23 protein-coding genes and 1 tRNA gene are annotated in these 23,741 nt (G+C 71.0%); 5 read left to right on the top strand and 19 right to left on the bottom strand.

Annotation, left to right across the window (positions count from 1 at the left end; translation table 11 throughout):
- The first annotated feature begins 4 nt into the window (after window positions 1-4).
- Window positions 5-868: an NAD(P)-dependent oxidoreductase gene (locus ACWENQ_RS21345; protein WP_452415768.1), complete on the top strand. Its 864-nt coding sequence runs from the start codon at window positions 5-7 to the stop codon at window positions 866-868.
- 109 nt (window positions 869-977) lie between these two features.
- On the opposite strand, the gene ACWENQ_RS21340 is transcribed toward ACWENQ_RS21345, so the two are convergent.
- Window positions 978-2,348 (bottom strand): cystathionine beta-synthase, encoded by a 1,371-nt coding sequence (locus ACWENQ_RS21340; protein WP_354905587.1) that lies wholly within the window; start codon window positions 2,346-2,348, stop codon window positions 978-980.
- Between the two features lie 184 nt (window positions 2,349-2,532).
- Between ACWENQ_RS21340 and ACWENQ_RS21335 the strand changes: the two genes are divergently transcribed.
- The 4 genes from ACWENQ_RS21335 to ACWENQ_RS21320 all read left to right on the top strand — a co-directional run bounded on the left by ACWENQ_RS21335 (window position 2,533) and on the right by ACWENQ_RS21320 (window position 7,739).
- A complete protein-coding gene (locus ACWENQ_RS21335; protein WP_449918033.1) occupies window positions 2,533-3,513 on the top strand; it encodes an SGNH/GDSL hydrolase family protein in 981 nt (326 codons plus the stop codon).
- Window positions 3,514-3,549: 36 nt separating this feature from the next.
- Window positions 3,550-4,878, top strand: coding sequence for an outer membrane protein assembly factor BamB family protein (locus ACWENQ_RS21330; RefSeq protein WP_452415766.1), 1,329 nt, complete (start codon window positions 3,550-3,552; stop codon window positions 4,876-4,878).
- Window positions 4,879-5,018: 140 nt separating this feature from the next.
- Window positions 5,019-6,236: an acetyl-CoA C-acetyltransferase gene (locus tag ACWENQ_RS21325; RefSeq protein ID WP_452415764.1), complete on the top strand. Its 1,218-nt coding sequence runs from the start codon at window positions 5,019-5,021 to the stop codon at window positions 6,234-6,236.
- Between the two features lie 255 nt (window positions 6,237-6,491).
- A complete protein-coding gene (locus ACWENQ_RS21320) occupies window positions 6,492-7,739 on the top strand; it encodes a hypothetical protein (protein ID WP_452415762.1) in 1,248 nt (415 codons plus the stop codon).
- Here ACWENQ_RS21320 and ACWENQ_RS21315 read toward each other — a convergent pair.
- From ACWENQ_RS21315 to ACWENQ_RS21230, 18 genes are all read right to left on the bottom strand, one after another.
- Window positions 7,708-8,118, bottom strand: coding sequence for a PPOX class F420-dependent oxidoreductase (locus tag ACWENQ_RS21315; RefSeq protein WP_354905573.1), 411 nt, complete (start codon window positions 8,116-8,118; stop codon window positions 7,708-7,710). The two genes, ACWENQ_RS21320 and ACWENQ_RS21315, sit on opposite strands and share 32 nt — an antisense overlap.
- Window positions 8,119-8,179: 61 nt before the next feature.
- Window positions 8,180-8,389, bottom strand: a complete 210-nt coding sequence (locus ACWENQ_RS21310; RefSeq protein WP_452415928.1) for a DUF4287 domain-containing protein — start codon at window positions 8,387-8,389, stop codon at window positions 8,180-8,182.
- A 180-nt stretch (window positions 8,390-8,569) separates the two neighbouring features.
- A complete protein-coding gene (locus tag ACWENQ_RS21305) occupies window positions 8,570-9,358 on the bottom strand; it encodes a Bax inhibitor-1/YccA family protein (protein WP_449918045.1) in 789 nt (262 codons plus the stop codon).
- A 483-nt stretch (window positions 9,359-9,841) separates the two neighbouring features.
- A tRNA-Leu gene (locus tag ACWENQ_RS21300) sits at window positions 9,842-9,914 on the bottom strand.
- A 49-nt stretch (window positions 9,915-9,963) separates the two neighbouring features.
- The gene (locus ACWENQ_RS21295; protein ID WP_354905569.1) at window positions 9,964-10,479 is read right to left on the bottom strand and encodes a peptide deformylase; all 516 of its coding nucleotides are present in this window, start codon (window positions 10,477-10,479) and stop codon (window positions 9,964-9,966) included.
- Window positions 10,476-10,988 carry a glycine cleavage system protein R gene (locus ACWENQ_RS21290; protein WP_354905566.1) on the bottom strand — a complete coding sequence of 171 codons (513 nt, stop codon included), beginning with the start codon at window positions 10,986-10,988 and terminating at the stop codon, window positions 10,476-10,478. The genes ACWENQ_RS21295 and ACWENQ_RS21290 overlap by 4 nt, the downstream gene beginning before the upstream one ends.
- Window positions 10,989-11,036: 48 nt before the next feature.
- Entirely contained in the window at window positions 11,037-12,314 is a 1,278-nt protein-coding gene (locus ACWENQ_RS21285; RefSeq protein WP_449918650.1) for an NAD(P)/FAD-dependent oxidoreductase, read from the bottom strand.
- A 124-nt stretch (window positions 12,315-12,438) separates the two neighbouring features.
- Window positions 12,439-13,260, bottom strand: a complete 822-nt coding sequence (locus tag ACWENQ_RS21280; RefSeq protein ID WP_452415761.1) for a uracil-DNA glycosylase — start codon at window positions 13,258-13,260, stop codon at window positions 12,439-12,441.
- Between the two features lie 120 nt (window positions 13,261-13,380).
- Entirely contained in the window at window positions 13,381-14,292 is a 912-nt protein-coding gene (locus ACWENQ_RS21275; protein WP_452415759.1) for a hypothetical protein, read from the bottom strand.
- Entirely contained in the window at window positions 14,292-14,618 is a 327-nt protein-coding gene (locus ACWENQ_RS21270; protein ID WP_354905556.1) for a PadR family transcriptional regulator, read from the bottom strand. The genes ACWENQ_RS21275 and ACWENQ_RS21270 overlap by 1 nt, the downstream gene beginning before the upstream one ends.
- 90 nt (window positions 14,619-14,708) lie before the next feature.
- Window positions 14,709-16,196 carry a hypothetical protein gene (locus ACWENQ_RS21265; RefSeq protein WP_452415758.1) on the bottom strand — a complete coding sequence of 496 codons (1,488 nt, stop codon included), beginning with the start codon at window positions 16,194-16,196 and terminating at the stop codon, window positions 14,709-14,711.
- Between the two features lie 176 nt (window positions 16,197-16,372).
- The gene (locus tag ACWENQ_RS21260; protein ID WP_449918055.1) at window positions 16,373-17,320 is read right to left on the bottom strand and encodes a Ppx/GppA phosphatase family protein; all 948 of its coding nucleotides are present in this window, start codon (window positions 17,318-17,320) and stop codon (window positions 16,373-16,375) included.
- Window positions 17,317-17,823 carry a DUF501 domain-containing protein gene (locus ACWENQ_RS21255; protein WP_452415756.1) on the bottom strand — a complete coding sequence of 169 codons (507 nt, stop codon included), beginning with the start codon at window positions 17,821-17,823 and terminating at the stop codon, window positions 17,317-17,319. The genes ACWENQ_RS21260 and ACWENQ_RS21255 overlap by 4 nt, the downstream gene beginning before the upstream one ends.
- Window positions 17,810-18,247 (bottom strand): FtsB family cell division protein, encoded by a 438-nt coding sequence (locus ACWENQ_RS21250; protein ID WP_354905545.1) that lies wholly within the window; start codon window positions 18,245-18,247, stop codon window positions 17,810-17,812. Before ACWENQ_RS21250 ends, ACWENQ_RS21255 begins: the two co-directional genes overlap by 14 nt.
- 659 nt (window positions 18,248-18,906) lie before the next feature.
- On the bottom strand, window positions 18,907-20,184 hold the full coding sequence (gene eno / locus ACWENQ_RS21245) for a phosphopyruvate hydratase (RefSeq protein WP_354905542.1): 1,278 nt from the start codon (window positions 20,182-20,184) through the stop codon (window positions 18,907-18,909).
- 42 nt (window positions 20,185-20,226) lie between these two features.
- On the bottom strand, window positions 20,227-22,170 hold the full coding sequence (locus tag ACWENQ_RS21240; protein WP_452415754.1) for a protein kinase domain-containing protein: 1,944 nt from the start codon (window positions 22,168-22,170) through the stop codon (window positions 20,227-20,229).
- 34 nt (window positions 22,171-22,204) lie between these two features.
- On the bottom strand, window positions 22,205-23,122 hold the full coding sequence (locus ACWENQ_RS21235) for a MazG family protein (RefSeq protein ID WP_449918063.1): 918 nt from the start codon (window positions 23,120-23,122) through the stop codon (window positions 22,205-22,207).
- A 1-nt stretch (window position 23,123) separates the two neighbouring features.
- The gene (locus tag ACWENQ_RS21230) at window positions 23,124-23,708 is read right to left on the bottom strand and encodes a SurA N-terminal domain-containing protein (RefSeq protein WP_452415752.1); all 585 of its coding nucleotides are present in this window, start codon (window positions 23,706-23,708) and stop codon (window positions 23,124-23,126) included.
- Window positions 23,709-23,741 lie beyond the last annotated feature (33 nt).

Below are 23,741 nucleotides of genomic sequence, written 5' to 3'. Positions count from 1 at the left end.
GGGCATGACGACGCATGTGACTGTGATCGGCCTCGGCGCGATGGGCTCCGCGATGGCCGAGACGTTCCTGAAGGCGGGCCACCGGGTGACGGTGTGGAACAGGACGCCGGGCAAGGCCGGGGCCCTGGTCGCGCTGGGCGCGCACGAGGCGGCCTCCCCCGCCGAGGCCGGCGAGCTGATGGTGATCAGCCAGGTGGACTACCAGGCGATGTACGACAGCCTCGACGGCGTCGACCTGACCGGCAAGGTGCTGGTCAACCTGAGCTCCGACGCTCCGGCCAGGCTGCGCGAGGCCGCGGGGTGGGTGGCGGGCAGGGGAGGCGTGCTCGTCACCGGCGGCATCATGACCCCGCCTCCGGGGATCGGGCAGCCCGGCGCGTACACCTTCTACAGCGGGCCGTCCGAGGCGCTCACGGCCCACGAGGAGACGTTGAAGGCGCTGAGCGACGTGACCTACGTCGGGGCCGACCCCGGGCTGGCGATGCTGTTCTACCAGTCGCAGCTGTTCATGTTCTGGGCGGGGCTCACGGCGTACATGTACGCGGGGGCGCTGGCGCAGAGCGCGGGACTGCCGGTGACGCAGCTGCTGCCGTACGCCCAGGGGACGTTCGGCGGGATCGCTGGAGACGGGCCGATGGGGTACCTGAAGATCCTGACCGGCGAGATGGAGGAGCGGGTCTACCCGGGGGCGCAGAACAACCTGCACATGCAGGCGGTGGGGATGGAGCACGTGGTGCACGCGTTCGCCGACGCGGGGCTGGACGTGACGCTGCCCGAGGCGCTGCGGGACCTGTTCGCCCGCGCGGTCGCCGACGGACATGCCGCGGAGGGGCTCGGCTCGGTGGTCGAGTCCATCAGGAAGCCCTGACCCGTGACCCGAAGCACCCCGGCCCCCACCGGGGACCGGGGTGCCTGCCGCGTCGCGGCGCAGGACCCGGCCCGCGCGGCACGCGGGCCGGGGTCCTCGGGACCGGCGGTCAGTGGTTGGCGAGGAAGGCCAGCAGGTCCTGGCGGGTGAGCAGGCCGGACGGCTTGCCGTCCTCCAGCACCACCGCCGCGTCCGCCTTCTCCAGCGCCTCGACCGCCCGCGAGACCGGCTCGCCCGCGCCGATCATCGGCAGCGGCTGCGACATGTGGTCGGCGATCGGGTCGTCGGAGCCGAGCTTGCCCCGGTACAGCGCCTCCAGCAGGTCGCGCTCCACGATCGAGCCGACCACCTCGGCGGCCATGACCGGCGGCTCCTCCTTCATGACGGGCAGCTGCGACACCGAGTACTCCCGCATGATGGAGATCGCCGTGCCCACCGACTCGTGCGGGTGCGCGTGGACGAACTCCGGCATCGTGCCGCTCTTGCGCGACAGCACGTCACGCACCAGCCCGTCCTCCGACGCCGTGGTCAGGAACCCGTAGTCGGCCATCCAGTCGTCGTTGAAGATCTTCGACAGGTAGCCGCGGCCGCCGTCAGGCAGCAGCACGACCACCACGTCGTCGGGCCCGGCCTGGGCCGCCACCTGGAGCGCCGCCACCGTGGCCATGCCGCAGGAGCCACCGACCAGCAGCCCCTCCTCGCGGGCCAGACGCCTGGTCATGTTGAAGGAGTCCTTGTCGGACACCGCGATGATCGAGTCGCAGATCGTCGTGTCGTAGGTCGCGGGCCAGATGTCCTCGCCGACGCCCTCGACCAGGTACGGGCGTCCCGTACCGCCGGAGTAGACCGAGCCCTCGGGGTCCGCGCCGATGATCTTCACCCGGCCGCCGGAGACCTCCTTGAGGTAGCGCCCCGTGCCGCTGATGGTGCCCCCTGTGCCCACGCCCGCCACGAAATGCGTGATCCTGCCCTCGGTCTGCTCCCACAGCTCGGGGCCCGTCGAGTGGTAGTGCGACTCCGGGTTGTTGACGTTGGAGTACTGGTCGGGCTTCCACGCGTTCGGGATCTCCCGCGCGAGCCGGTCGGAGACCGAGTAGTAGGACTCGGGGTGGTCGGGCGCGACGGCGGTCGGGCAGACCACGACCTCCGCGCCGTAGGCCCGCAGCACCGAGATCTTGTCCTGCGCGACCTTGTCGGGCACGACGAAGACGCACTTGTAGCCCTTCCTCTGGGCCACGATGGCCAGGCCGACGCCGGTGTTGCCCGAGGTCGGCTCGACGATCGTGCCCCCGGGCCGCAGCGCCCCCGACGCCTCGGCCGCCTCGATCATCCGTACCGCGATGCGGTCCTTCACCGAGCCGCCCGGATTGAAGTACTCGACCTTGGCGAGCACCTGTGCGGGCAGGCCGGCGGAGACCTTGTGCAGCCTGACGAGCGGAGTGTTCCCCATGAGCTCGATCAGGGAATCGTAAACGCGCACTGAGGTGTTCACCTTCTTTGCCGAAGCTTGATCAGCTTGTGGATGGCCGCGGCTCCCAGGGGGTGGTGGAGCCTCGGTTAGGTTTCAGACCCTGAGGATCGCGCGGGAGCCGCCCGAGCGGTTATACCAGCACGTTTCTCATGGACAACGCTACCGTCGCGACAGCTCGAGAGGAGCCGCTGAGGTGATCTGGACTCCCGGGGTGGCGCGTACCGCGCGCAGGATAGCGGCAGCGGCGGCCCTCGGCGGCGGCGGGTTGACGGCGCTCGGCGCGACGGCCTACGGCCTGCTCGTCGCCGAGAGCCTGGTCGCCAGGAAGGTGATCGGCCGCCCGCACGGCACGGAGGGTCCCGCCTCCGACGGCGTCTACGGCGACTTCCCCGGCGTGCCCCTGCGGCTGGCGATGCTGGGCGACTCCACCTCGGTCGGCCTGGGCATGGACGACCCCAAGGACACTCCCGGCGTACGGCTGGCGCACGGCCTGGCCGCCGTCGCCGAGCGCCCGGTCGCGCTGACCGTCGTCGGCCAGTCGGGCGCGCCGTCGGCCGAGCTCGGCGACCAGGTCGACAGGGCGCTCAAAGCGCGTCCCGAGGTGGCGGTCATCTTCGTCGGCGCCAACGACGTCACCACGCAGACGCCGCCGGCGACGGCCGTACGGCATCTGGCCAAGGCGGTGCGGCGGCTGCGCGAGGCGGGCGTCGAGGTCGTGGTGGGCACCTGCCCCGACCTGGGCACGGTGCGGCCGCTCGCGCAGCCGTTGCGGTGGGTGACGCGGCGGTGGAGCCGCCAGCTGGCCGCCGCGCAGACGGTGGCGGTGGTGGAGGCGGGCGGCAGGACGGTGGCCTTCGCCGACATCCTGGGGCCGGAATTCGCCACAAACCCGACAGAGATGTTCGGACCCGATCGATACCATCCATCTGACCGAGGTTACGCACAGGCCGCTTACGCGGTGCTACCTTCTGTATGCGCTGCGTTGGGGTTGTGGCCCGAGCCACGACCCAGGCGTGGCGAAGGACTGCAACCGATCTACCTTGCGGCGGCGACGGCCGCGGAGGAGTCAGGCACCGAGGTCACCGCGACCAGGGTCGCCGGGCGGGCGACGGGCCCCCACGGGAGGTGGGTGACGCTGTTCCGCCGGCGCCCCGACGACACCCTCCCTGGCTGAGCCGTCACTCCTCGCCCCTATTGGAGTGGAATAACGGTGCTCCGGCCCTTCGCGAAACCGGCTCTCGCCCTCGTCGGCACCGTGGCGCTGGCTGCCTGCTCCGGCAGCGACGCCGCCACGGCGGACTTCCCGACCTGGCACAACCCCGACGTCAACGTGGTCAGCCGCATGGTCACCGCCGCGGGCGTGGCCACCGCCACCTCCATGAGGCCCGACGGCACGTTGGAGACGGTGGCGCTCGACCTGACCACCGGCAGGAAGCTGTGGGCCCAGCCGGCCACGATGGCCGGCCGGCTGCCCGGCATGGGCGTGCCGCCGCCCGCGATCGTCGACGGCGTCGTCGTCGCGCTCGACCCCGTCAAGCAGGGCAGGTGGAACGCCACCCTGGTGGCCCGCGACGCCCGCACGGGCAAGCAGTTGTGGACCAGGCCGATCCACTCGACGTTCGGGCCGCAGCGCTGCGGCCCCTACGTGTGCGTCTCGGAGCACACCGCGCTCGAGGCGGCCAGGGTGGTCGTGCTCGACCCGGCCACGGGCAAGCAGATGTGGAAGCTGCCCGGCATCGCCGAGGTGGAGTGGTCCGACGCCGGCCGGGTGGTCTTCCTGCGCCTGGCCCGCGACCCGATGATCGAGTCCTACGAGCTCAAGTCCGGCAAGCTGCAGTGGCAGCAGCCGATCGAGCAGGCGCTCGGGCCCGGCATCGACATGTCCGGCGGGTGGGCGTTCGGCGCGACCGGCGACAACCTGGTGGGCTACGTCGCGCCGTACACCGACTCGCGCACGAAGAAGGTCTCGACGTTCGGGCTGTTCTCGATCAAGATCGCGGACGGCACGATCAACTGGATGCGCCCGTCGGTCGTGCGCGTCTACCCGAGCGGCAACCCCGGTTTCGCCCCGGTGGTCCGCCCCGTCGACCAGCACGGCCAGTACGGCGGATTCGCCAGGCTCGACGCCGAGACGGGCCGCGTCATGGGGCAGATCACCGCCGACCAGGTGCCCGGCTCGGGCTGGTGGCTGGCCTTCCCCGGACAGATGGAGCACCTCGGCTTCCTCAAGCACGACAGCGGCGGTTCGGCCTTCGACCTGGCCGGCGGCAAGCCGCTGCCGGTGAAGGAGCAGCGCGGCTGGTCCTTCTGCGTCACCGACCCCAAGCCGCTGCCGTTGAAGGGGCAGGCGCCGGGCTTCTACTCGATCGCCTCGGTCTGCGAGTTCGACCTGTCGAACGGCAAGCGGGTGAGCGGCGAGGGCGCGCCGCCCCACTGGTTCACCGGCAGCCACGACGGCTGGCGGCTCTGGCGCGACGAGAAGGGCGGCATGCACGGCATCAAGGACGACACCGCCGCCGCGCCGGGCATGTACGGCTGAGCGGGGGCCGGGCGCCAGGATCCGCCCGGCCTTCCCCTTCCCAAAACAACATTCTGTTTTCCGGCCCCCAGGTCGTGGCATCCGGGCTACTGAGGGGTAACCTCGCGGTTGGAGTGCTGACACGAACCCAGGAGAGCCCCATGCCCGAGGCAGTCATCGTCGCCACCGCGCGTTCGCCGATCGGCCGCGCCTTCAAGGGGTCGTTGAAGGAGATCCGTCCCGACGACCTGACCGTCCAGATGATCCAGGCCGCGCTCGCCAAGGTGCCGCAGCTCGACCCGACCGCGATCGACGACATCATGCTCGGCTGCGGCCTGCCGGGCGGTGAGCAGGGCTTCAACATGGCCCGCGTGGTGTCGGTGATGCTGGGCCTGGACACCGTGCCGGGCACCACGATCACCCGCTACTGCTCGTCGTCGCTGCAGACGACGAGGATGGCCTTCCACGCCATCAAGGCGGGCGAGGGCGACGTCTTCGTGTCGGCGGGCGTGGAGACCGTCTCCCGCTTCACGAAGGGCAACTCCGACTCCCTGCCCGACACGCAGAACCCGGTCTTCGACGGCGCCCGCGCCCGCACCGCGACGTTCGCCGAGGGCGGCCAGACCTGGCGTGACCCGCGCGAGGACGGCACGGTGCCGGACATCTACATCGCGATGGGCCAGACCGCCGAGAACCTCGCCCAGCTGAAGGGCGTCACGCGGGCCGACCAGGACGAGTTCGGCGTCCGCTCGCAGAACCTGGCGGAGAAGGCGCTGGCCGACGGCTTCTGGCAGAAGGACATCACGCCCGTCACGCTGCCCGACGGCACGGTGGTCAGCAAGGACGACGGCCCCCGCGCCGGCACCACCTACGAGGCCGTCTCGCAGCTCAAGCCGGTCTTCCGGCCCGACGGCACGGTCACCGCGGGCAACTGCTGCCCGCTGAACGACGGCGCCGCCGCGGTGATCGTCATGAGCGACACCAAGGCCGCCGAGCTGGGCATCACGCCGCTGGCCCGCATCGTCTCCACGGGCGTGACGGGCCTGTCCCCCGAGATCATGGGCCTGGGCCCGGTGGAGGCCTCCAAGCAGGCGCTCGCCCGCGCCGGGATGTCGATCTCCGACATCGACCTGGTCGAGATCAACGAGGCGTTCGCCGCGCAGGTGATCCCGTCCTACCGCGACCTCGGCATCGACATCGGCCGGCTGAACGTCAACGGCGGCGCCATCGCCGTCGGGCACCCGTTCGGCATGACGGGCGCCCGCATCACCTCCACGCTGATCAACAGCCTGCAGCACCACGACAAGACCCTGGGCCTCGAGACCATGTGCGTGGGCGGCGGCCAGGGCATGGCGATGGTGCTCGAGCGCCTGTCCTGACCCCTCCCGTACGGCAAGCCCGGCCACGCGCCACCCTCGGCGCGTGGCCGGCCTCCGTCCGGGGACACGCGTCACCGAGCACGCGTGGCCGGTGTCCGTCCGGGGACACGCGTCACCGAGCACGCGTGGCCGGTGTCCGTCCAGGGACACGCGTCACCCGGCGCGCGTGGCCGGGCGGGGCGACGGCGCTCGGGTGGCCGGGCGGATCTCGCGGAATCGGCGCGCCGTGGAGGAGGTTTCGCCATGATCCGACCGATGACGATCGCATATCGGGCGACGGCCGCGGTGGCCTGCCTCTCGCTGCTCGCCGCCTGCTCGGGCGGCGGCGATCACGGACGCCCGTCGGCGGGCCCGGCCACGCCCGCGAGCGCGGCGCCGACCCCCTCCCTCTCCCCCGGCCCGAGCCGCACGCCGCAGGCGCCGCCGTTCTCCACGCGGTGGAAGGAGTTCGAGAAGCTGCCGCTCCTGACGGCTTCCGGGCTCGTCGACGTGGTGGCCACGGGCCCGCGGCAGGCATGGGCGCTCGGCTACGAGGACGGTGCCGAGGACAGCGACGGCTCCACCGTCGTGCTGCGATGGAACGGCACCACGTGGTCGAAACTGCCCGGCACGCCGGCTGTCGGCGGCTACGACGGCCTCGACGCCGGCGGCCCCGACGATCTCTGGATCGCGGCGGGGGACACGGTCGCCCACTGGGACGGGCGCCGCTGGACCAGGACGCGGCCGTTCGGCATCTCCGAGGACAAGTCCTTCGACGACGTCGCCACGGACGGCGACACGGCGGTACTGATCGGCGCGAGCGAGGACGGCGCGCCGTTCATCGTCACCGGCAGGCACGACCGCTTCCGTCTCCAGTTCAGCCCCGAGGGCGTGCTCGACGCGGTCACCTCCGGATCGGGACACGCCTGGATCGTGGGCGCGGCACCCCACCGCGACTGCGCGGAGGTCACCCCGCTGGTCGTGCACAGCAGGAAGGCCGGCCGCGAAGGATACGGACAGTGGGAGGCCATGCGCGTGCCGCTCGTCCCCGGCGGCACGCTGACCTCCGTCGTGCAGATCACCCCGACGGACGTGTGGGCCGTGGGGAAGATCGTCGAGAATGCCCAGGTGGAGCGGATCCCCGGCCGCCCCTGTGGTGAGTGGGTCTCCGGTGTGCTGGCCGAGACCGACTCTCCGGCCCTTCCCCTGGCCCTCCACTGGGACGGGCGCGCCTGGAAGCAGGTGGCCCTGCCGCCGATGAACGCCGAGCTGACCGGCGTCACCGCGTTCGGCCCCGACGACGTGTGGGTCGCGGCGCGGGATCGCGACCGGCCGGACGTCCCCGTCTTCCTGCGCTTCGACGGCAGGGGCTGGACCGCCGAGCGCGCCGGCCACGGCACGATCACGGCCGTGGCCGCGATTCCCGGCACGAAGGACCTGTGGGCCGTGGGCTGGCCGGGCGAGTACACCGACGACGGCAGGGAGTACCTGCTCAGGCGTGGTGGTCGGGGCCGGCCCGGTTGAGCGCGATCCGCAGCACCACGCGGCGTTCCCTCTCCATGGCCGCGCGGTACTCGGCCCAGTCGGCGTGCTCGCCGGCGACGCCCCGGTAGTAGGCGATCAGGTGGTCCATGGCCGCGGGCAGCGAGACGACCTCGGCCGTGCCCTCGACCTGGATCCACTCGCCGAAGAAGGCGTCGGTGAACGCGCAGATGGCCACCCGGGGGTCCCTGCGCGCGTTGCGGGTCTTGGCCGCGCCCTCCCGGGTGCTGACGACCGCGTAGCCGTCCTCGTCGACGCCGACCAGCACCGGCGACATCTGGGACCGCCCGTCGGCGTGGTGGGTGAGCAGGACGGCGTGATGGTTGCGCGCCAGGAAGTCGCGCGCCTTGTCGAGATCCATTCACCCATGATGCGCGCCCGGGCCGTTTCCACGGCACGGGCGCGTCGGGGCGTGTGGGGTTTTAGATGAACCCCATCCGGTTACGGCGGTGCCGCTCGTGCTCGAGGACGATGGCTGCGGCGTAGCCGTGAGTGAGCCCGTGTTCCTCGGCGAGCCAATGAGCTCGCTCGTCGCATCTGAGGAACGATGGACCGTTGTCAATGGCTTGGAACCACTCTGGGAGTTCGCGTCCCGTAATGGCAGGGACCCTCGCGATCAGCTTCGTCTGCATCTCCGGTGAGTGGTTCAAGGACATGGGCACCTCCACGGATTGGTCCTTTGCTCGACACTGCAACACCTCACCGCGAATGGCAACCCCTCGGCGGCCAGCGTTTTGTCACGCCGGGTAGATCACTGGTGGCGCAAAGAAAAGACCCCGCTGGTGGACCAGCGGGGTCTTGTGGGTCGACGATCAGTCGTCGCCCGAGAAGTAGCTGATGAATCGCAGCACCTCGAGGTAGATCCAGACCAGGCTCAGGGTGAGCCCGAACGCGCACTGCCACGCGAACTTCTCCGGAGCGCCCACCTTCACCGCGCGCTCGATCTCGTCGAAGTCGAGCAGCAGGAAGAAGGTGCCGAGCAGGATCATCGCGGCGCTGAAGATCCAGCCGAGCGGGCTGTCGGTCCGCAGGCCGAGGCCACCGTCGACGAAGAAGCCGGCGATGAGGTTGACCAGGACCAGGGCGAGCGCGCCGATCGCGGCGGCCACCACGAACTTGGTGAACTTCGGCGTGACCCTGACGATCCGCAGGGAGTAGACGGTCAGGACGGCCGCGAAGGCGAGCGCCGTGCCGATCACCGCCTGGAGCACGATGCCGTTGAAGAACGACTCGTACATGCGGCTCAGGGCGCCGACGAAGACGCCGTAGAACAGGGCGTAGCCCAGGATGAGCGCCGGACTGGTGCTCTGCTTGAACGAGGCGATGAGGCCGAGGACCACACCGATGAGGGCGGAGACCGCGGCCACGCCCATGCCCACCTCGAAGTACCACGCGGCGGCGCCGGCCACGACGAGCGTGCCGAGCGTCATGAATCCGCGGACCACGACGTCGTCGATGGTCATCGTCCTGACGGCCGGCGCGGTGGGCGGGGCGTAGGCCGGGCTGTCGTACATCCCCTGCAGGTGCTCGGGGCTCGGGGTCCACCCTTGCTGCTGGTGGGTGTACGGCGACCGGCTGAAAACGGGGTTCTTACTCTCCATCGCTGCCTCCACGCTGCGACCAACGTGATCAGAATATGGGACAGGGCGTCACACTGGCCAAGTCACGCCGGGATCTATGTACTTTCGAGACTTCTGCAGCGTGCCCAACGAACGAGGCCTCCCGCCGGTTCCCGGACGCCGCGACCTCGATGAACGGCCCGGATCCCAGGTCGGCGTTATTTGCCCGTTTTGTCCTGTTTTTGGAGGCGGCGGAACGCATCCGCCCACCTATTGCCGTCACTAAGCGTGGCCTTCCGGTAAGAGGTGTTCACCTCGGTTTAACCGGGCCGGAAAACCGTTTTCAGCCGCCCGCATAAAGAGACGCGAACCGACCAGAGGAAAGGGCGGCTGTCAAGCCCTTCGCCGGACCCGCCGATCACCGGGATGCCCGGCGGACACGCAGCGTCGCGGGCCCCTGACAGCAGGTCCGGACGTCAAGGAGAAACGCCTGGTCAGAGCCATAAATTCGATATAAATAAGCGGTGCCCCCGGCGGGATTCGAACCCGCACGTCAACCCTTTTAAGGGGTTTGCCTCTGCCATTGGGCCACGGGGGCGCCGCAATCATACGAAACGGACCATGCTCACGAGGAGCACAACTTTGTATCAGGCGTAACAAGAGTGAGATCTGTGGTGAAGTGCCCGCGCTCCGGACACTCTGTCCAGGAAGAGCACACCGTCCAGATGGTCCAGTTGATGCTGGATGCAGCGGGCTTCGAAGGCGTCCGCCTCGATCGTCACGGACTCGCCCGTTCTGGGCAGCTCGCCGGACACCGTGATCCTCGTGGCGCGGGGCACCTCGCCGAGCAGTCCCGGCACCGAGAAGCAGCCCTCCCTGCCGTGGCGCCAGCCGGCCGCCTCCGCCAGGCGGGGGTTGACCAGCGTGACCGCGCCTGCGCTCGACCTGCTGCGTGGGTGCAGGCTCGCGTTCACCGCGATCAGCCGCCAGCTCAGCCCGATCTGGGGAGCCGACAGCCCGGACGGCTTGCCGATCGCGCGCAGCGTCGCCAGCAGGTCGTCGGCGGCGGAGACGACGAAGGGATCGGTCGGGTCCACGATCTCGGCCGAGGCGGACAGCACCGCGTGGGGGGCGCGCACGACCTCGCGCGGAACTCCGCTCACAGCAGGTCCGGTTCGCCCGGACGGAAGGTGATCTCGGAGCCGAGGTTCGCGCCGACCGCCGCCAGCTTGCGCATGAGATCGGCCACGTCGACCGCGGCCGGCAGGGCGACGTCGGCGATGAGCACGTAGAGGCGCCCGCTCAGCCGGGTGCTCATCCCGGTGATGTTGCCGCCGACCGAGGCCAGCACCCCGGCGACGGCCGAGATGATCCCCGGCTTGTCCGGGCCGTGCAGCGTGAGCACGTACTCCAGGCCGGCGCCCGGACAGCTGAAGTGACGGCTCGCGTCGACGGCCGCCGCGCTGACCACCACCTCGGGGATGCGCACCCGCTCACGCAACTGCTCGGCCGACAGCTCGCCCGCGACGAGGAGCATCATCGCGACGTGCCCGCCGAGCAGCGTCATGGTCGAGTCCTGGATGTTGACGCCGCACTCGGCCAGCGATCCTGTCACCTCGGCTATCACGCCTGGCCGGTCGACGCCGAGCACGGTCACCGCAGAGAGCCCCACCCCTGGATCTCCCCCTTCTCATCGTGCGGGAAGGAGGGTTCCGAAGCGTTATCGGCGGCGGTTGCTCGCGACCGCCGCCCTGAAACCGTCGCGCGGGTGCTCCATCTCGCCGAGAGACACCGTCTCCCGCTTGAAGAACAGCGCAAGCGTCCAGTCCGCGACGACGCGCACCTTGCGGTTCAGCGTCGGTACCCGGGACAGATGGTAGGTGCGGTGCATGAACCATGCAGCCAATCCGCGAAGCTTGATGCCGTAGACGTTCGCGACGCCCTGGTGGAGCCCCAGCCCGGCGACCGATCCGACATACTTGTGGCGGTATTCGACCAGTTGCTCGCCGCGGAGCGCGTGGATGATGTTGTCGGCGAGCACCTTCGCCTGCCGTACGGCGTGCTGGGCGTTGGGCGCGCAGAACTGGCCGGGGTTGGTGACGTCGGGCACGCCCGCCGCGTCACCGGCGGCGTAGGCGTCCTTCGTGCCGGCGATGGTCAGCTTGGTGGTGGTCTTGATCCTGCCGCGCTCGTCGATCGGCAGGTCGCCCTCGGTCACGATGGGGCTGGGCTTGACGCCCGCCGTCCAGACGAGGGTCTCGGCGTCGAACTCGGTGCCGTCCGACAGCACCACGTGGCCGCCGGTGGCCGACTCGAGGCGCGTCTCCAGCTTGACCTCGATGCCGCGCTCGCGCAGCTGCTCCAGCGTCCACTTGCCCATCTCGGGGCCGACCTCGGGCAGGACCCTGTTGGTCGCCTCGACGAGCACCCAGCGCACGTCCGACGGCTTGATGTTGCGGTAGTAGCGGGTGGAGTCCTTGGCCATGTCCTCGAGCTCGGCCAGCGCCTCGACGCCCGCGAACCCGGCGCCGACGACCACGAAGGTCAGCGCCCGCTCGCGCACCTCGGGGTCCTCGGTCGACTCGGCCACGTCGAGCTGGTGCAGGACCCTGTTGCGCAGGGCGATGGCCTCGCCGACGGTCTTGAAGCCGATGCCGATGTCGGTCAGGCCGGGAATGGGGAGGGTCCTCGAGATCGAGCCCGCGGCCATCACGAGGACGTCGTAGGAGATGTCCCTCGCCTCGCCCTCGCCGGGGGCGAAGGTGACCGTCCTGCCCGCGTGGTTGACCTTGGTGACCACGCCGTTGAGGATCTCGACCTTCGGCAGCACGCGACGCAGCGGGGCCACGACGTGCCGCGGCGACAGGTTGCCCGCGGCGGCCTCCGGCAGGAAGGGCTGGTAGGTCATGTAGGAGTTGGGGTCGATGACGGTGATGTGCACGCGGCCGTCGCGCAGCTCCTTGCCGAGCCTGCGCTGCAGTCGCAGAGCGGTGTACATGCCGACGTAGCCACCGCCGACGATCAGGATGTGCTTGTTCACCTGAGGTCCCATCCTCGAGTTCACCCTTGTGAAATCTTTCACAAGCATAACCGTGCAACCGCGGAGGAGGCCAAGGGATTCCCTAGTGAGCCTCCCCACATTCGGGCACCTGCCCGGCGATCTCCGCCGCGCGGCGGAAGATCCCGTCGAGCATCGCGGCGGTGACCCTGCCGGTGAAGGTGTTCTGCTGGCTGGGGTGATAGCAGCCGAGCAACGTCACGCCGGCCTCGCCGTACGACAGGGGGACCTCGACGCCGTGGCCGAACGGCGGCCTGGTGCGCGGCATGCCGTACCCGGTCTCCTTGAGCGCGGGCCAGACCGCCTGCCAGGCGTAGCCGCCCAGCGCCACCACCACGCGCACGCTGCCGGCGACGAGCGCGAGCTCGCGCTGGAGCCAGGGATAGCAGGCGGCCTTCTCCTCCGGCAGCGGCTTGTTGGCGGGCGGCGCGCAGCGCACGGCGGCGACCATGCGGGTGTCGATGAGCCGCTGGCCGTCGCCGGCGCGCACGCTGGTCTCCTGGACGGCGAGCCCCGTGCGGTACAGCGAGGCGAACAGCCAGTCGCCGCTGCGGTCGCCGGTGAAGATGCGCCCGGTCCTGTTGCCGCCGTGGGCGGCGGGCGCGAGCCCGACCAGCAGCACGCGCGGCTCCTGCGCGCCCCAGCCCGCGACCGGCCGTCCCCAGTAGGTCTCCTCCGCGAAGGCGCGCCGCCTGACCTGCGCGACCTCCTCCCGCCACGCCACCAGGCGCGGGCACGCCCTGCAGACCGACTGACGGGCCGTCAGCTCCGCGATGGTACGGCTGGCGGCCGCGAGCTCCCGCACCCCCTCGGGCGAGTGCGCCACGGGGGTGTCGGGAGCCGCGGGATCATCGGGCCAGCCGGTGCCGGGAGGTACGAAGCTCATGGCACCGATAGTGCCCGATGGTGTAAACCGCCGGCAGGGCCCCGCCCATCGCCGGCGCCCCCAGCAACGGCCCGGCGCGTCGCTGTGGGCCTCCGGCGGGCGACAGCGCCGTCCGGCGGATTACTCGGATTCGTCCGTCCGGACGGGGGCGGGCGTGGCGGTGCCCATCGGCACGGGCGCTTCGGACGGCCTCGCACAGGCGGCGGGCGCCCTGGTGGGCGCGGGGACCGAGCCGTCCTCGACGCCGGGCTCGACGGCCGGCTCGACCAGCGGCAGCGGGTAGCGGTTGAGCACCGGCTCGCCGCACGAGCGGTCCACGACGTAGCCGGAGTCCTCGAAGTTCGTGGTGACCGGCCGGCCGTCCTGGTCGTAGAGGTAGACGTCGGTCAGCGGCGTGCCGTCCTTCGCGTACGGCCTGATGTTGACGACGTCGCCGAAGGAGGAGACGGTGTCCATCTGGACCGGCGCCTCGTAGGCCATCGGCGGGTTCTCGAGCCTCATCCGCATCTGGTCGGCGTGGACGGCGCCGGCGAGCAGGCCCAGCGCGGCGATGCCCGAGGCGAGCGCCGAGGTGAGCCGCGGCCAGCGGCTCCTCGGCGCCCTGCCGAGGAGGACAGAGATCCAGACGGCTGCGGCGACCAGGGCGATCTCGCCCAACGCGTCGGGCACGAGCTGCTCTTCGTCCGCTACCGAGATCAGCAGCATGGCCAGGACGTAACCGCGCAGCACCCACCACCCTGGCCGCAGTTCGGGGAGGAAGCCGCTCAACCGTGTGAGGGCCGGATGCCGGGCCAGCGCCGCGCCCGCCTGCCTCAGCCGGGACTTCGTGCGCCGCTCACCGGTCCTGCCGCCGTAGGCGGCCGCCAGCTCCGCCGCGTACGCCTCGGGCGGCCCCAGGCGCTCCTCGAGCGAGACCTCCGACTCCGACGCCACCTCGGCCAGGTGGTCGTCCAGGTCCTCCAGCAGTTCCTCGCTGTTGGGATGGCCGGCGAGGGCCTCCCGTACGGCCTGCGCGTACTGTTCGGGTGTCATCAGGGATGCCTCTCCTTGAGCAGGTCGGCCATCGTCGCGGCGAAGGAGGTCCAGGTCGCGGCCGAGGCGGCGAGCTGGGCCCGGCCGACGTCGTTCAGGCCGTAGTACTTGCGATGCGGCCCCTCGTCGGAGGCCACCACGTACGAGGTCAGCGCGCCCGACTTGAACAGGCGGCGCAGCGTGCCGTAGACGGACGCGTCGCCCACGTCCTCCAGACCGGCCTCTCGCAGCCTCCGGACGACGTCGTAGCCGTAGCTGTCGCGTTCGTGGAGGACCGCCAGGACGGCGAGGTCGAGCACGCCTTTGAGGAGCTGGGTGCTATCCACGCGATGCACACTACTGTGCAATGCGTAATACCGGCAACAGAAAAACCGGGCGGCGCCGGCGAAGGCGCCGCCCGGTCTCAGTTCAGCCGATCAGGCATCCGTGGAAGCCTTCTCGTCCGCCTTGGCCGGCGCAGGGCAGTGGTCGCCGTACGTGGCCAGGCTGCTGTCAGACCCGACACCCGCGAGGGTCGCCTTGGCGTTGATGCCGTTGGTGCCCGCAGCCGGGAGGCTGAAGGACACGGTCTGGCTGCCCGCCTTGTCGAAGTCGAGGGTGACGTTCTTGCTGAAGCCGCCCACCTCGCTCCACAGCTGGACGACGACGTTCTTCGCGGCACCGTTGACCGTCACGGTCGCGGTCGCGTTGATCGTCGAGCCCTTGCCGCCCTTGCAGGTGGTCTGGTCGTGCACAGCGGAGACGCTGACCTTCACCGAGGTCGCGGCCGGCTCGGGCTTCTGGCAGGCCGCGTAGGACTGCGAAGCCGAGTCGCGGTTGTTCGGACCCACGATGGAGATCGAAACGGTGCCGCCCTTGGTGGCCTCACCGCTCAGCGCCTGCTCCGAAAGCTCGACCGTCTTGCTGCCGGCGCCACCGAAGTAGGTGTCGCCGCTGGCCACGGCCTTGCCGTTCACCGACCACACGTACTCGACACGGCCACGGCCGGTCGCGTTGATGGTGGCGTTGGCGCCGACCGCGCAGGTGTTGTGGTTGGTGCCGGTGGTGGGAGTGGCCACCGAGACCTTGGTCTCGTTGTGGCCGCCGTCATCCTTGCACCAGACCTTGTAGCCGGCGCGGTTCGACTCGGTCGCGCCACGGCCGAGGGTCTCGAGGACCGCCCAGCCACGGTGGCTGTAACGCGGGGAGAAGCCGAAGCCGACCTTCCGCGTGTCCCAGACCTTGACCTTGCCGCCGTCGACGACGTCACCGTTGAGGATCCAGCGGTAGTGCACCCAGCGGGGGCGGTCCACCTTGATCACACCGGTGAAGTCGATCTTGTCGCCGGGGGTACACGAACCCACGTACGTGCTCGGCGAGGCCCACGCACGGGCGTACACCTTGTCGTAGTCGGCCTCGTGCAGGCCGTCCCCGTCGTTGTTGCCGTTGTCACCGCACGCGACCGAGAAGTAGACCTTCTTCGACTTCACGTGCTTCGGGCCGAGGACCTCGACGGCCTCCCAGCCCTTGACGTTGTCCGTGAACTTGATGGCCTGCGCAACGTTGATCGTCTTGACCCCGTTGCCCGCGACCTTCTTGGTCTGGACCTTGCCCTTGGACCCATTGCCGTGCAGCCAGCGCCACGCGACCGTGGTCGAGCCCTTGAGCTTGACCTTGATCTGCGCGGAGAACTTGACGTTCACCGGGCAGGCGCCCTCGTAGTCACGGACAGACGCCTTGGGCGTCGTGACCGAGATCGCGAGCGGCTTCGCCTTGGTGGCACCGGCAGCGGTGGACAGCGTGCCGGCCTTGGCCGTGGTCGCCGCCTGAGCCGGGGCGGCGGCCAGCCCCGTGACCATGGCGGCCAGCACCGCAGTCGTGGCGCCGAAGGCGGCCACTCTGCGAGCCAGTCCTGAGGACTTCATGTGAGAGTGCTCCATTCCGTGAGGGAAAAGGTGCGCTCGGGAACGGTCGCCACGCCGGCACACCCCGTGCCGAACCATATGGCAAAGCCCCCGTAAAGCTCCTTTACCTAATCACAGAACAGAATGCACTCTCAACAGGCCCCAAAGGGGGTGAATGTCCGAAAATCCAGAAAATTTCAGGCGATGGACCAGGCGATTCCGTCCAGAATGTCGTGTTCGCTCACGACGACCTGCGCAAACCCGAAACGTCGCACGATACGGTCCAGAATCAACGCCCCCACGCCAATGACGTCGACGCGTCCGGGATGCATCACAGGAACCGCGGCCCGCTCACCATGCGTCATGGCGAGAAGCCGACGCGTCACCTCATGAACCTCTTCGGCCGAGATAATCGCGTGATGAATCCGCTCCGGATCGTAGGCGGGAAGGTCGAGCGCGATGCCGGCGACCGTCGTGACCGAACCCGCCAGGCCCACGAGCGTGCGCGCCTGCCGTACCGGGACCTCCGCCTCGACCCGGTCGAGCGCGGCCTCGATGTCGGCGACCACCCGTTCGAGGGCCTCCGCCGAGGGCGGGTCGCCCGCCTCCCGCAGGTGGCGCTCGGTCAGCCGTACGCAGCCGATGTCGACCGACAGCGCCCCCTGCGCGTGGTCGGTGCCCACGACGAACTCGGTGGAGCCGCCACCGATGTCGACCACCAGGTACGGCGGCAGCGGCCCCTCGGGCACACCGGTCTCCAGCGACAGGTGAAGCAGCCCGTGGGTGGCGCCGGTGAAGGAGAGCTCGGCCTCCTCCCCACCCGAGACCACCTCGGGCGCCACGCCGAAGATCTCCCGCACCCCGTCGACGAACTCCTGCCGGTTGTCGGCGTCGCGCGTCGCGCTCGTCGCCACGACCCTGGTGCCGGTCGCGCCGTGCTGGTCGATCAGCTTGCGGTAGTGGCGCATGGCGGCGAAGGTCCGCTGGAGCGCCTCGGGCGCGAGCCGTCCCGTCCGGTCGACGTCCTGGCCGAGCCTGACGATCTCCATGCGCCGCTCGATCTCGTGGAGCTCGCCGCACCGGATGTCGGCGATCAGCAGGCGGACGGAGTTCGTGCCGCAGTCGACGGCCGCCACCCTGGTCACTGTTCGTCCTCCACCCGCACGCAGGGACCGTCCGCCCACCACTCCGGCAGCCGCTCCAGCGCCTCCGCGCCGAACGGGTTGCCGCCCGGCACCGCCAGCTCGTGCGCGACCAGCGCGTGCAGGCACTTCACCCGGTACGGCATGCCGCCCGTGCTCTGCATGTCGCGCGGCAGCGGCTCCATGCCCTCCTCGGCCGCGGCCTTGTCACGCCCGGCCACGTAGTCGTCGTGGGCGGCCCGGTAGGCGGCGGCCAGCTCCTCGTCGTCGGCGAGCCTGGCCTGCATCTCCTTCATCAGCCCCGAGCCCTCGAGGGTGCCGATCGCCGAGGCGGCCTTCGGGCACGTCAGGTAGTAGAGCGTGGGGAACGGCGTGCCGTCGGGCAGCCGCGGCGCGGTCTCGACCACGTCGGGGTTGCCGCAGGGGCAGCGGTGCGCGACCCTGCGCAGGCCCCGCGGCGGACGGCCGAGCTGCCGCTCGACCGCCTCGATGTCATGGCTTTCCATCGTCCTTCTTCTCCTCGGCCGTGGCCGACGCGGGGGCCTTGACGCCCTTGCCCGTGTCGGCCGCCTCGACCGACTCCCACAGCGTCTGGTACCAGGGCGGCGTCATGGCGAGCTGCTGCCGGGCGCCCGACTTGGCCTGCTTCGGCTTGTTGTCGGCGACCATGAAGCACTTCTCGCCCGCGCCGCAGTAGTGGAGCCTGCGCCTGGCCTCGCGCTTGATGTAGTTGGGGTCCTGCAGCTGCCGCTGGCGCTCGGCCAGCAGGCGCTGCTCCTCCTGCTCCTTGGCCTTCTCGGCCTCCAGCTCGGCGATCGCGCGACGCTGGGCGACGTATTCGCGCACGGGATAGGCCAGGCTCATGGCGATCGCGCACACCACCACCGCGAGGATCGCGGCCCGTCCCGTCAACTGCGGTCGCTTCGCCACCTGTGCTCCCTCCGCCTCGTTCCGCTGCCCCTACCCCCGGCCGTGACCGCCTCCCCTGCGATCGGGCGGCGGGCCCTCGGCCACCGGGGCCCGGCAGCGCGCCCGCTCCAGTCCGCCCCCGGGACGCTCGACGGACCGCCCGACAGCCACCCGGACCACCCGGCACGCCCGTACCGCCCGACAGCCACACGGACCGCCCAGCACGCCCAAGCACCCCCGGACCGCCGGAGGAGGTCCGGACCGTCCGACAGCCACACGCCTCCCCGCCGTTCGCCGGGGTCGGCCGCTCAGCCGGTGTTCCCACCGTAGGCCGGATGGTCCCGGTCCGGCTGCCCGGCCGTGATACCGGGCCGGTCGCAGACCGGTGGGACCGGGCCGGCGGATGGTCGGTGTCCGGGCGGGCGCCCGTACACGAGGTGTCCACACCCCAGGTGTCCAGACCATCCAAGGCGTTGCCACTCATCCCAGCCGCCAGGTGGCCGGACCACGCGGGACGTTCCCGCTCGCTCCGGTCACCAGGTGGCCAGGCCACGGGGTGTTCCCCGCTCGTCGAGCGGCCGGCCGTCCGGGCTCGGCGAGCCACGGGGCCCGGCGCGCGGGCGACCCCGCGGCCGGTTTCGAGGAGGCGCCCGAGACCTGACGCAGGGCCGTAGTAGAAACTAGCGCCGGAACCGTGGGAAAGCCGCGCGACCCGCGTAACGCGCGGCGTCGTCCAGGATTTCCTCGATGCGGAGCAGCTGGTTGTACTTGGCGACCCGGTCGGAGCGCGCGGGGGCGCCCGTCTTGATCTGGCCGCAGTTGGTCGCCACGGCGAGGTCGGCGATCGTGGTGTCCTCGGTCTCGCCCGAACGGTGGCTCATCATGCAGCGGTAGCCGTTGCGGTGGGCCAGGTCGACCGCGTCGAGCGTCTCGGTCAGCGTGCCGATCTGGTTGACCTTGACCAGCAGCGCGTTGGCGGTGCCCTCGGCGATGCCGCGGGCCAGCCGCTCGGGGTTGGTCACGAACAGGTCGTCGCCGACGAGCTGGACCTTGTCGCCGAGCGCCTTGGTGATCTTGTTCCAGCCTTCCCAGTCGCTCTCGTCCAGCGGGTCCTCGATGGAGACCAGCGGGTAGGACTCGACCAGGTCGGCGTAGAAGGCGATCAGCTCGTCGGCCGAGTGGCCCTTGCCGTCGATGGTGTAGACGCCGTCCTTGTGGAACTCGGAGGCGGCCACGTCGAGCGCCAGCGCGACGTCTTCACCCGGCCGGTAGCCGGCGCGCTCGATGGCGACCAGGATCAGGTCGAGCGCGTCGCGGTTGGACGGCAGGTTGGGCGCGAAGCCGCCTTCGTCGCCCAGGCCCGTGGCGTAGCCCTTCTCCTTCAGCACGCCCTTGAGCGCGTGGTAGACCTCGGTGCCGACGCGGAGCGCCTCGCGGAACGTCTCGGCCCCGATCGGGGCGATCATGAACTCCTGGATGTCGACGTTGGTGTCGGCGTGGGCGCCGCCGTTCAGGATGTTCATCATCGGCACGGGCAGCACGTGCGCGTTGGGTCCGCCGATGTAGCGGAACAGCGGCAGGTCGGCGCTGTCGGCCGCGGCCTTGGCCACGGCCAGCGACACGCCGAGGATGGCGTTGGCGCCGAGCTTGCCCTTGTTGGGCGTGCCGTCCAGGTCGATCATGACCTGGTCGATGATGCGCTGCTCGTCGGCGTCGATGCCCAGGATCTCGTCAGCGATCTCGTCGGTGACACCGAGCACGGCCCTCTCGACGCCCTTGCCGCCGTAGCGCTCGTCGCCGTCGCGGAGCTCCACGGCCTCGAAAGCGCCGGTGGACGCCCCGCTGGGGACCGCTGCGCGGCCTGTGCTGTTGTCGTCGAGGAGGACCTCGACCTCGACCGTCGGGTTGCCCCGGGAGTCGAGGATCTCGCGGGCGGAAACGGCCTCGATGGAAGCCACGTCAGGCGCTCCTAGAGTCGAAGGACGGTTTGCCATGAAAGCCTATCGACCTCTACCAGCCGGTACGCCATCGAGGCTCCACATGGCCATGCCCCTGCCGGCGACGCCCGCGACCACGACGGGCTCGCCGCCGACCACCCCCGTGGCGACGGCGCCCACCTTGCCGGCGGCGATCACGGTGGCGTACGGCCGGCAGGTCGCCAGGTCCCATACGCGCACGCCGTCGCCCGCTCCGACCAGCAGGTTCCCGCTGGCGGCGAGGAAGGGCGGGGCGGAGTCGACGCGGCAGGTCTCCTGACCGCCGTCGGAGCCGACGACCTGCACCTGCCCGCGCCCCTGGACGGCCAGCACCCGCCGGCCCGCGGCAGGGACGGCGGCGTGGACCGCGACGGCGCCCTTCCATGGCATCGTCTCGGGCCCTGGCGTGCCGGCCCACGGCCGCCACCTCTTGACCCGGCCGTCGGAGCCGCCGACGAAGACGCTCTCGCCGTCCCCCGCCGACGACAGGCTGCCGGTCCCGCGGCCGTCGAGCAGGAACGTGCCCGTCCTGCCGCCGGTCGCCAGGTCCCATGCCTGGATGCGGCCCTCCGCGCAGCCGGCGACCGCCGCGGCGCCCTCCGGCCGCTGGACGACCGCCAGATGGGGGCGCCCCTCGCAGACGGGGATCGCCTTCACGGGAACCGAGCTGCCCGGGTACCACCAGCGCACCGCGCCGTCGTCGGCCGCCCACACCAGCGCCTGCCGCCCGCCCACGTCGGCGAAGGTGAGCGAGCCGAGCCCGCGGGCGCGCTGCCGCGGCGCCCGGGCCACCAGGCCGCCCTTGACCGGGTCCCACACGCTCAGCTCGCCGGTTCCTGCCTCGGCCGCCGCCACGACGGCCGACCCGTTGAGCCGGCCGACGGCCAGGGCGTTCACCGTTCCCCTCCCGAACGCCGCGCCGATCCGCCTGCCGAAGGCCGGGGCGGGTGACGCGGCCGCGACGGCGCCTCCGCCCGTGCTCGGGGCCGTGGTGCCGCCCTGCCAGACCAGGCCGGCCGCCAGCCCGGTCATCAGCACCGCGCCCACGGCGCCCACGGCGAGCGGGCGGCGCCGTACCGGGGCCGCGCGGCGCGCCCTGGGCGAGGACGCACGCGAGGACGCCCGCGAAGGCCTCGCGTTGCCGGGTGCGGTGCCGCCGGTCGTGGTGCCGTCCAGGAGGGCGTGCAGCACCTCGTCGGCCGACGGCCGCGAGTCCGGCTCCTTGGCCAGGCAGGCGGCCAGCAGCGAGCGCAGCGGCTCGCCGATGCCCCGCAGGTCGGGCTGCGCCGTGAGGATGCGGTGCATCACCGCGGGAATCGACTCCCCCGCGAACAGCTCCCGGCCCGTGGCGGCGTAGGCCATCGTCGTCGCCCACGCGAACATGTCCGAGGCGGGGGTGGCGGGCCGGCCGGCGATCTGTTCCGGCGACATGTAGCCGGGAGTGCCGACCACGCTGGAGGCGGTGGTGCCCGCGTCCACGGCCTTCGCGATGCCGAAGTCGATCACCCTGGGGCCGTCGAGGCCGATGATCACGTTGCTGGGCTTGAAGTCGCGGTGCACGATGCCCGCGCGGTGGATGGCGGCGAGCGCGGCCGCCGTCCCGACGGCCAGCCGGTCGAGCGCGCCGCCGGCGCGCGGGCCCTCCTTCGCGACCAGCTCCTGCAGCGAGGGACCCTCGACGTACTCGCTGACGATGTACGGCCTGCCCTGCGCCAGCCCCGTCTCGATCACCTTGGCGGTCGAGAAGGCGGCCACCCGCGCGGCGGTCGCGCCCTCCTGCAGGAACCTGCGCCTGGCGTGCTGGTCGCCCAGCAGCCGCGCGTGCAGGATCTTCACCGCGACCCTGCGGCCGTCGGGTCCCTCCCCCAGGAACACCGAGCCCTGACCGCCGTCGCCGATGCCGCCGACCAGACGGTAACCGCCTACCTCGGGCGGCTCACCAGGATGCAGTCGCCTTAATACCCCCATGCCGGACGATCCTGGCATTCGGGAGTGACGTCCGCTACCGGGACTCCCAGGCCTCCACCCGGTCGCGGTAGGTCCGCGCCGCGGCGCGCAGCTCGGCCTCGGCGTCGAGCCCCGCCTGCTGCGCCCGCCGTACCAGGTCGAACAACTCCCTGGCCACGCCCTGCCCGACCGCGTGGGCCAGGCTCTCCGGGACGCCCGTGCTCTCGGCCCTGCGGATCAGCTGCGCGGCGAGGGACAGCGCGGGCTGGCCCATCGGCACGCCGTCGAACAGTTCCTTGCCCGCGCGCTCGGCGGCCTTGATGGCCTCCCAGTTGGCGTTGACCTCGTCGGCGCTCTCGACGATGACGCTGCCGAACACGTGCGGGTGGCGCCGCACGAGCTTGGTGACGATCGCGTCGGCCACGTCGTCGATGTCGAAGCCCTCGGCCACCCGCGAGTGGAAGGCGACCTGCAGCAGCACGTCGCCGAGCTCCTCCCGCAGCTCGGCGTAGTCGCCCCGCTCGACCGACTCCTGGACCTCGTAGGCCTCCTCGATCAGGTAGGGCACGAGGGAGGCGTGGGTCTGCTTGCGGTCCCACGGGCACTCGGCGCGCAGCCGGTCCATCACCGCGACCAGGTCGAGGACGCGGGCGCCCGGCAGGTCGTAGGAGCCGGGCACGACCTCGATCACCGGCGGCTCGTCGAGCGCGAGAGCGGCGTGGCCGACCGCGCGCATGAAGTGCTCGTCGTCGGTGGCGAGCCAGACCACCGTGGCGTCGACGGCCTGCCGTACCAGGGCGGCATGGTCAGGTACGACCACCTCCACCTCGATGCCCGCCTCCGCCAGGTACGGCAGCTGCGGGTGGTCCTCCGAGGCGGTCAGCACCCGCCCCGAGGCCAGCGCCTGCCACGCCTGGCGGCTGAGCAGGCCGGGCGCGACCCGCGGGGAGGTGGTGACGACGACGAGCGGCATCTCAGCCCTGGGCGGACAGCTTGCCGAAACGGCCGGAGTCGACGAAGCCCTTGGTGGGGTCGAAGGTGCCGTAGCGAGGACTGTAGGTGATCTTGATGGCGGCGGCTTCCTTGATCAGCCTCTGCTGGCCGCGCTGCTGGGCGGCCTGGTCGGTGCCGCCGCCGTACTGCTGCATCAGCTTGGAGATGGCGATCGAGGTGCCGATCCACTCGCGGGTGTAGGCCGGCGGCACGCCCTGGGCCAGCGTCTGCTGCTCGACCGCGGGCAGCCCGCCCGAACGGGCGATGAGCTGGTCGATCTCGCCGTCGGTGACCTTGGCGCCCGTCTTGGCGGCCAGCTGCCTGAACTGCGCGACGTTGACCATCTGCAGCAGCGCGTACTGCGTGACCGGCAGCTGCATCTGCGACTGCGGGATCTTGGCCTTGGCCAGCGCCGCTTCGAGCTGCTTGACGTTCGTGTTCAGAGCGTCGGCCGAGATGCGCTCGTTGCCGACGATGGCCGCGGCCCCGGCCTGAACGGGCGACGAACAGGCGGTCACCGCGACACCCAGCGCGGCCACGGCGACGGCCACTCGAATCGACTTCACTTTGATCCCTTCGCGATCGATCACGCTGCCCGA

The organism is Nonomuraea sp. NPDC004354 (assembly GCF_053602555.1).
This window is presented reverse-complemented; position numbering and strand designations above follow the sequence as displayed.